Below are 8,077 nucleotides of genomic sequence, written 5' to 3' on the forward strand. Positions count from 1 at the left end.
GTGCACGAGCCTGGCATCGTTGCAACAGTTGGAAAAACATCTCTTTGAAGATGTTATATGGTTGCTGATCATTTACCCGAGCAAGCGTTGCCCTGCTGGTTGATCTCATGCCCAGATGATAGATCCGTTTTCCTTGTGCAGCTATATTACCTACCAGGTCGCGCAAACTCTTTCTTCCAGTCAGTTGTGCAATCGTCATGGCCATAAACTGACTCCAGCGATTGAAGGAGCGAAACTTTTGGCCTTGATGGTACTGAGTTGCCAGTTTTTCAAAATCATGTCTCGGGAAAAATGAGGCAAGTTGATTGAGGATTGTGTTACAATGCGCCATGGCTCGGGATCTCCTTGTATTTGAATGATATTTCGCAATTTCATTATAACACAAGAAGCTCTCCGGGCCTTTATTTATTGGGTATTACACATGTATTTGTGAGACAGCAATGATTAAAAGTGATCAATACATTCGGGATCATTTGCATGAAGCCAACCCTGCCGTCACTTATCATTGTCCCCATGGCTTGGTGGACAACGCTACGCCCATTGTAATCAATGGAATTCACTATGGAAATTTTTTCACTGGGCAGTTTTTTCTTGATAAACCGGATCTGGCCTTTTTCAGAGCCCAGGCCAAAAAATATGGATTTGACGAAGAGGCGTATCTTGATGCGGTTAAAAGAGTTCCCATCTGGACCCAGGAACAACTCAACAATTATCTATTTTTTATCAAAGGTTTGATTGCTGTCATCTCCGAAAGTGGTTTAACAAAACTCAAGGAAGTAGAAAACAGAAAACTCATTGAAGTCAGTGAGAAGCGACACAGATCCATCCTTAAATCAGCCATGGATGGCTATTGGTTAACTGACACCGAAGGGCGACTCCTTGAGGTCAACAATGCATATAGCAGAATGAGTGGATACAGTGAAGATGAACTCTTGACTATGCGAATTCCCGACTTGGAGGCAACTGAGGACCCTGAGCTTGTAGCCGAACATATGCGAACAGTTGTTTTACAAGGATCAGATCGGTTTGAGACCAAACATCGCCGCAAAGATGGAACCGTTTTTGACATTGAGGTCAGTATTCAATTTCGACAAGAGAACGATGGACAATGTGTCTGTTTTCTCAGAGACATTACGGAGCATAAAAAGGCCGAGAAAGATCTCAAAGAAAGTGAGGAGCGATTCCGTTACCTTTCCGATGGTTCCATGGAGGCGATCTTTTTTACAAAAGATGGATTTTGCCTTGAAGCGAACCAGGTCGCAGCTGAAATTTTTGGTTATTCAGATAGATCTGAATTCATAGGGATGTTCGGAACAGACATAATTGCTCCAGAAAGCCACAGCATTGTGAAATCGCATATGTTGACTGGAACTTTCGAACCTTATGAAGCTGTTGGCATGCGTAAAGATGGTACTCGCTTTCCTGTTTCCATTCGAGCCAAAGCAATGCCATATAAGGATGCAGGGATTGTTCGTGTAACATCGATTACGGATATCACCAAGATCAAACAGGCCGAGAAAGCTCTAATGGAGAGCGAGGAAGATTTAAAGGAATCTCAGCGAATTGCTCATGTGGGCAGTTGGCGTTTGGACCTTGCTAGCAATCAGGTCGTTTGGTCGGAAGAGCTATATAGAATGTATGGTTTTGATCCTACAGTCCCACCACCTCCGTACACAGAACATCAGAAACTGTTCACCCCTGAAAGTTGGAACAAATTATCCACAGCCTTGAACAAAACTAAAGATACCGGAAGCCCCTACGAGCTTGAGTTGGAAACATTGCGAGAAGATGGGAGCCGGGGATGGATGTGGGTGCGCGGCGAGGCCGTTCATGATGCAAGAGGTGTCACTGTTGGACTAAGAGGCGCTGCTCAGGATATTACAGAACGCAAAAAGGCAGATGAAGCTCTGAAGGCCAGTGAAAAAAAGTATCATTCCTTGTTTCAGAATGCCCAGGTAGCACTGTTCAGGAATAGACTTTCTGACGGCAAGGTCCTTGAGATAAATGAAAGATATGCGAAAATGGCAGGCTACTCAAGTATTGAGGAATGTATGGCTGAGTTCAATGCAGCCGATGCATGGGCCGACCCCAACGGGCGCAAGGAACTTTTGAAGATTTTACAAGAAAATGGATTTGTCAGCGATTACGAGACGGAAATCATACGTAAAGATGGAACCAATATTTGGATATCCTTTTCGGCAACGATTTTCCCTGAACAAGGATTTCTCGAAGGATCAATAGTGGAGATAACTGAGCGTAAGAGATCTGAGCTTGAACGGAAGAAATTGCAGAACCAGCTGAACCACGCCCAGAGGCTGGAGTCGATTGGTCGTTTAGCTGGAGGAGTTGCCCATGATTACAACAACATGCTTAGTGTCATTCTCGGATATGCCGAAATGGCCATGGGGAAAACCGGACCGGAAGCCGAGGTTACAGAGGATCTCAGGGAAATCTATACCGCCGGACTTCGATCCCGCGACATCACTCGTCAGCTACTGGCATTTGCCCGAAAGGAAACCATCACCCCCGAGGTGCTCGATCTGAATATCTGTGTAGAGGAAGCGCTGAAAATCATGAGGCGGCTGATCGGCGAGGACATCAATCTTGTCTGGCAGCCGAGCAAGGATGATTGCCTTGTGCTGATGGATCCTACACAGATAGACCAGCTGCTGGCCAATCTTTGTGTCAATGCGCGGGATGCCATCGCCAATGTCGGCAAAATTGTCATTGAGACGGAGACGGTGTTCCTTGACCAGAAGTACTGCGCCGAGCATCTGGAAGCCAAGCCAGGGGAGTATGTGGTGCTGTCAGTCAGCGACAACGGTTGTGGCATGAGCAGGGAGACGGTAGACAAAATCTTTGAGCCATTCTTTACGACCAAGGAAGTGAGCAAGGGCACAGGGCTTGGGTTGGCAACGGTGTACGGTATAGTCAATCAGAACAACGGCTTTATCAACGTCTACAGTGAACTTGGTGAGGGAACGACATTCAGAATTCACCTCCCATTTCACAAGGAAGAGGACGCGGCACCAAGAGCAAGGACAGTGGAAACGCTGCCGCAGGGAAAAGGGCAGACTATTCTTGTTGTCGAAGACGATTCGGCGATTCTGAAATTGACCGAAAAAATGCTCAAAGGTCTCGGATACCAGGTATTGACCGCGTCAACACCTACCGAAGCCTTGCAGCAAGCTGCGGAGACTGCCAACATTGCGCTGCTCCTAACCGATGTGATCATGCCTGAAATGAACGGGCGTGAGCTCGCGGTGAAAATGGGGGAGATCAGACCAGAGACCAGAACCCTGTATATGTCGGGATATACTGCCGATATCATTGCCCACAGAGGGATAATAGATAAAGGATATCAGTATCTCCAAAAACCGTTTACAGTCAGTGATCTGGCAATCAAGGTTAGTGCAGCTCTCACTAGAAATCAGAAAACCTAGGAAAGTTTACAGGATAAAATTGCAATGAATATTGTTTTGATTGCCCAGGAAACTCAGCTTGCAATAATCGATGGGAAAGGGGTATGTGCAAGGAAGAGTATACCAAAGATAGGGCTATCTGTTCCTAAGTCAGAATTTACATAGCTCCCAAGCTCAATATTCATCCTCCACTGTCCCTTTTTGCTGCCTTATCGCCTTATTGCTCTGCTCTTATAGCCCACAGACTAAATCAAGCTGTATATCTTTTATACATCCCCTCTACAACTGGGTAATAATTACCCAGCAGACAGAGTGTTCATGCAATATTCACACCCAATGTGCTAGCAGATAATCCTGGAATAGCAAATAGCTACGCCATAAACGCGAATCACCACATTGTGGTGCATATTTTGCAATAGTAGCTTGTCCATCTTACCTACTGATATGTTCCCGATTCATACAACTTAACTGGATAGGTGTGTTATGTTTTTGCATGAAACTGCATACCGGCTGGGCGAATTTATTCTCATAGAGCGAAGCAGCTTTTTATTGACTTGGGTTTTGCAAAATCCCATGGGCATGCAACGAAGTGGCAAATGCCATATTATTGGAGACATACTTGTACTTATGCCTTGGGAGACGTATAGCCCAGGCTATCTGAGGATGGAATTTCATGATTATTTGATAAAATTACCTCTCTGGCGCAAAACCTCCTCATTTTGTATTGCTTCCGGCCTTCGCCGTGTGGACATTGGAATGTTGGCTACAGATGATGTTCTAGAACAACTTGCAACCAAAGCGATCAATGTAGGGACATTAAAAAGCTTAGATCCAGGTGCATTTCAACTTGGTCGGTACAAAATTATAGCCAGTGATGACAATGCAATCGCCTGGCAGGCTATAGGACCAAACAATAGAATTGTTTGTGGCAAAGGTTGTATTGAATCAGGAATACTTATTTTGGATTCTGAAAAAGTAGAATTAGACGAAGGTACGAGAAGATCGTTTTATTCAGAACTTAAAACACTACCACCGTGGAATCAAACAACTGTATGGGGGCATGCCAAGTCTATAAAGAGTTGTAAGCATTCCAGCCTCAACAAAGACCAATGCGTTATAACATTTAGTCCAGGATTTACAGACAGCTTTCCGAGTGACAGACTTTCCTCCATCCTCAGTAAAGGAAATGCGAGCAGAAGGGGATGCGAGCGTAACACACCAGAAAATGAGCCTCACCAAATCAAATGGAAATCTCTTGGTAAATTGGCAATGCTGACTCCGGAAAGTACTTACAGAGGATTCCGTCAGAGCATACCTCTTTTTGGGAATATTACTGGATATTTCGCCAGGAAATATGGTCTGCTCTCTAAGGCAGCTACAGATAAAAAGGCTTCCTGAACCAGTATGAAAGTATGCTTCTACCCGCTGCCTCATTACTCATCGTAAGATATGATAAGTATTTGTAGCGTTACGGTCATTACTTTCGCGTATTAGTCAGAATACCATCAGGTATCCATAGAGATCGGAGATTGTATGTTTGGATTCGGCCTGACTTTCATTTCCACAATCCTCCTTGTTTATGTCGTATGGAGGGCATCATCAACACCCGTCATTAATAAAACTGTTTCGAAAAGGGCATTCATTTATGGCGGCCTCCTCTTATGGTTGCTCATTGCTATCGCACGCCTTTGGGGTCATGGAAGTGATTCGACATGGGCCTCACATGCAGATTTCATCGGCATATCCCTTACGGGCATATTTTTTCTCTTGTTCATATGTCTTTTCCCTGTTGATCTCGCAACAGGATTTGGCCGTTTTTTTCCACACATGGCCCCGAGACTTAGGGGGTGCGCACTGCTGGCTGGTTTAATGCTCGGAATAGTCGCAACAATTCAGGGGATCAGGCCTCCGGTAGTCACCAGTTATGAAGTGCAAATGAACAATCTACCGAAGGAATTGAACGGAACAACCCTTGTTGCACTTTCCGATCTTCATCTAGGCTCTTTCTTGGGTCCGCAGTGGCTTGAATCATGCGTCAGGCAAGTCGAAGCATTGAAACCTGACATAGTTGTGCTACTAGGCGATACCTACGAAGGACATGGAGAAAATACCGAAATATTTGCACCATTTTTCAGAAAAATATCCGCACCGTTAGGTGTCTGGGCGGTGAACGGCAACCACGAGAATCATGGGAAAACTGAAAACACAAATGCACTCATCAATGGGACGCAGATACAGACATTACAAAGCGAGATGGTGCAGCCGACACAGGGCTTAGTTCTGGCCGGCCGAAACGTAAACCGCGATCACGGCCGAGTTGTAACTTCATTGCCGTGGAACCCGCCAGCAAATCGCCCCTCTGGTGCACTGATCCTTTTATCCCATGTACCTGAAGACTACCATGATGCGGCACGAGCAGGAGTTGAGCTCATGTTGTCCGGTCATACTCACGGTGGGCAGGTGTGGCCCTTGAGTTTTCTTGTTGGAAGAAAGTATGCGATGCTCGGTGGGCGATACGACATCGAAGGAATGACATTGCTGGTTAGTCGCGGTACAGGCACCTGGGGCCCACGTATGCGCCTGTGGCGACCTGGCGAGATTCTCAACATCACGCTTCGCCCCAAAACAGAGATACACACGGCAATGGATGTCGGAGCTCGAAATTAAAAAATTTATGTGTACGGTTAACAAGAACAGATTACGCAACAAATCAAAGTCCAGATATCATAAACATTATTCAAGGTGAGATACAGATGATTGCGAACAACCATGTGCAGGTATGGGATCAATTTGTACGAGTTTTCCATTGGTCGCTGTTGCCACTGTTCTTTGTGGCCTACATAACGGGAGATGATAAAGGACCACTTCATCGTTATGCTGGCTATGCAGTTCTAGGGCTTGTGATCGCTCGTGTATGTTGGGGTTTTTTGGGTTCAAAACATGCTCGTTTTAATGACTTCGTCTGCTCTCCAGCCAAGGCACTTGCCTACATAAAGAATCTCTCGACCGGAAAATCAGTACACTTTATGGGTCACAATCCGGCTGCCGCTTGGATGATCATTCTTTTTTTGGCAAATAGTATTGTTATTTGCTTGAGCGGATATGCTGCTTATGCAACCAAGGCTGAAAAGCCTTCATTTGGATTTATCAATACTTCATTGATTGTTGGAAATGCCTATGCAGATGACGACAAACATGATGCAAGAAAGACAGGGAAACATGCCAAAGAAAAAGAAGCGAGGAAGGACGGCCATTCAGAAAAAGATGATGACGATGGCGACAGCGTATGGAGCGACATTCATGAGAGCTCCGCGCAACTCATGCTCATCCTGATTTTCCTACATGTCATTGGAGTTGCTGTATCAAGCAAAATGCATAATGAAAATCTTGTTAAAGCAATGTTTACTGGCAAAAAATCCATCCATCAGAAATAAAAGTTGTCTTCATTGCTCAGGTCAGTCTTCTATCGGCAAGGTTACCAGTCAAGAATACCTTGGTATAGTCCACAATCATTTTTCAATGCATGAAAAAACGGGAAAATACGTGAATCAAACAAAAATGCAAACAGCATACAAAAATGACAAAACCAATGATCAACTCAAGCGAAAGCTCAAAATATTTCTCGGTATTGGTTGCGCAGGAACCCTCCTTGTCGGTGTGCTCATTATTTGGGCAGCCGTTACGACTGTACAGCATGTTGCAGACGTTGGTGCAAAGCTCAATGTGCCGGAAAAAGTTCAGAACCTCAAGACGGAGGCCCTGAACCTGCCCGCTCTAGTAAAGATCGGATGCTGGGATAAAGTGCAAAGTCTTTTGGACGCCCAGGTATGGCTTGAAAAACCTGTTTCCGAAAATATTCAAAGTTTAAAGGATGCCTGTTGGGATTCTGGTGAGAAACCAACAAATCAATAGATACCATACCACTTTAAACAATCGGCCAGATTTCAGTAACGATGATGCTTGCGTACATTTTAGAGCATAGAAACAATCAGTGGTGTTTTTTCGCTGGTGATCTTTAAGTCGAATCAAATATGGTCATCGCGCTTTTCTTAAACACCTTATTTTATTGAAGGAGTGCAAATAACACCGCCACTAACACATCGCGGCGGACCGGTTAGACAAAGGAGGCGACATTTTGGATAATGCAGAATTCAATCAAATCCGGAAAAAGTTAGGAAAGAGTCAAAAACAACTTGCCGCCTTGTTGGGAGTTTCATTGAAAGCAGTTGGAAGCTATGAACAGGGGCTACGTTCTATTCCAGCCTATATTGAAAGGAATCTTATTTTCTTTCTGATTTATCATGAAAGAAAACCGCGAAAAGATTTTATTTGCTGGGAAGTAAAAAATTGTCATCAGAAGGAACAATGCCCAGCATGGGAGTTTCAGAGCGGAAATATGTGCTGGTTTATGTATGGTACCCTTTGCAATGGCACTTGCGACTCTACCTATACTGAGAAGATAGAAAACTGTCGATCGTGTATCATTTTCAATTCACTTATTCAGCAAGACAACTAGTCATAAGTGATCGTCAGAAGACAGTAATCGGTAATTTGGAGACAGTGATTAAGATCGTGACTGGGTAATTGTGTGGAAGATGGTTTTACCAATACCCAAGAATTGCCACCGTATTCGGTATCCTGGGTACTTTGATTAC

Annotated in this window: 7 protein-coding genes; 6 read left to right on the top strand and 1 reads right to left on the bottom strand. The window is 44.6% G+C overall.

Annotated features, from left to right (window positions below):
* The coding region (locus BUF15_RS25820) for a DUF4372 domain-containing protein (protein WP_143170896.1) at positions 1 to 331 on the bottom strand (331 nt) is incomplete at its 3' end.
* A gap of 109 nt (positions 332 to 440) precedes the next feature.
* Between BUF15_RS25820 and BUF15_RS25825 the strand changes: the two genes are divergently transcribed.
* From BUF15_RS25825 to BUF15_RS25850, 6 genes are all read left to right on the top strand, one after another.
* On the top strand, positions 441 to 3,443 hold the full coding sequence (locus BUF15_RS25825; protein WP_073617197.1) for a PAS domain S-box protein: 3,003 nt from the start codon (positions 441 to 443) through the stop codon (positions 3,441 to 3,443).
* A gap of 462 nt (positions 3,444 to 3,905) precedes the next feature.
* On the top strand, positions 3,906 to 4,820 hold the full coding sequence (locus BUF15_RS25830; protein WP_073617198.1) for a hypothetical protein: 915 nt from the start codon (positions 3,906 to 3,908) through the stop codon (positions 4,818 to 4,820).
* Between the two features lie 135 nt (positions 4,821 to 4,955).
* Positions 4,956 to 6,089: a metallophosphoesterase gene (locus tag BUF15_RS25835; RefSeq protein ID WP_073617199.1), complete on the top strand. Its 1,134-nt coding sequence runs from the start codon at positions 4,956 to 4,958 to the stop codon at positions 6,087 to 6,089.
* A gap of 86 nt (positions 6,090 to 6,175) precedes the next feature.
* Positions 6,176 to 6,856, top strand: coding sequence for a cytochrome b/b6 domain-containing protein (locus BUF15_RS25840; RefSeq protein ID WP_073617200.1), 681 nt, complete (start codon positions 6,176 to 6,178; stop codon positions 6,854 to 6,856).
* Between the two features lie 109 nt (positions 6,857 to 6,965).
* Positions 6,966 to 7,334: a hypothetical protein gene (locus BUF15_RS25845; protein WP_143170897.1), complete on the top strand. Its 369-nt coding sequence runs from the start codon at positions 6,966 to 6,968 to the stop codon at positions 7,332 to 7,334.
* A 223-nt stretch (positions 7,335 to 7,557) separates the two neighbouring features.
* On the top strand, positions 7,558 to 7,938 hold the full coding sequence (locus tag BUF15_RS25850) for a helix-turn-helix domain-containing protein (RefSeq protein WP_073617202.1): 381 nt from the start codon (positions 7,558 to 7,560) through the stop codon (positions 7,936 to 7,938).
* The last annotated feature ends 139 nt before the right edge of the window (positions 7,939 to 8,077 follow it).

The sequence above is a fragment of the Desulfopila aestuarii DSM 18488 genome (assembly GCF_900143695.1).
Lineage (GTDB): Bacteria > Desulfobacterota > Desulfobulbia > Desulfobulbales > Desulfocapsaceae > Desulfopila > Desulfopila aestuarii.

What these genes read in the sequence shown, in the direction of transcription:
- BUF15_RS25825 (WP_073617197.1), top strand. Translation starts at nt 441, where the DNA reads ATGATTAAAAGTGATCAATACATTCGGGATCATTTGCATGAAGCCAAC.
- BUF15_RS25830 (WP_073617198.1), top strand. Translation starts at nt 3,906, where the DNA reads ATGTTTTTGCATGAAACTGCATACCGGCTGGGCGAATTTATTCTCATA.
- BUF15_RS25835 (WP_073617199.1), top strand. Translation starts at nt 4,956, where the DNA reads ATGTTTGGATTCGGCCTGACTTTCATTTCCACAATCCTCCTTGTTTAT.
- BUF15_RS25840 (WP_073617200.1), top strand. Translation starts at nt 6,176, where the DNA reads ATGATTGCGAACAACCATGTGCAGGTATGGGATCAATTTGTACGAGTT.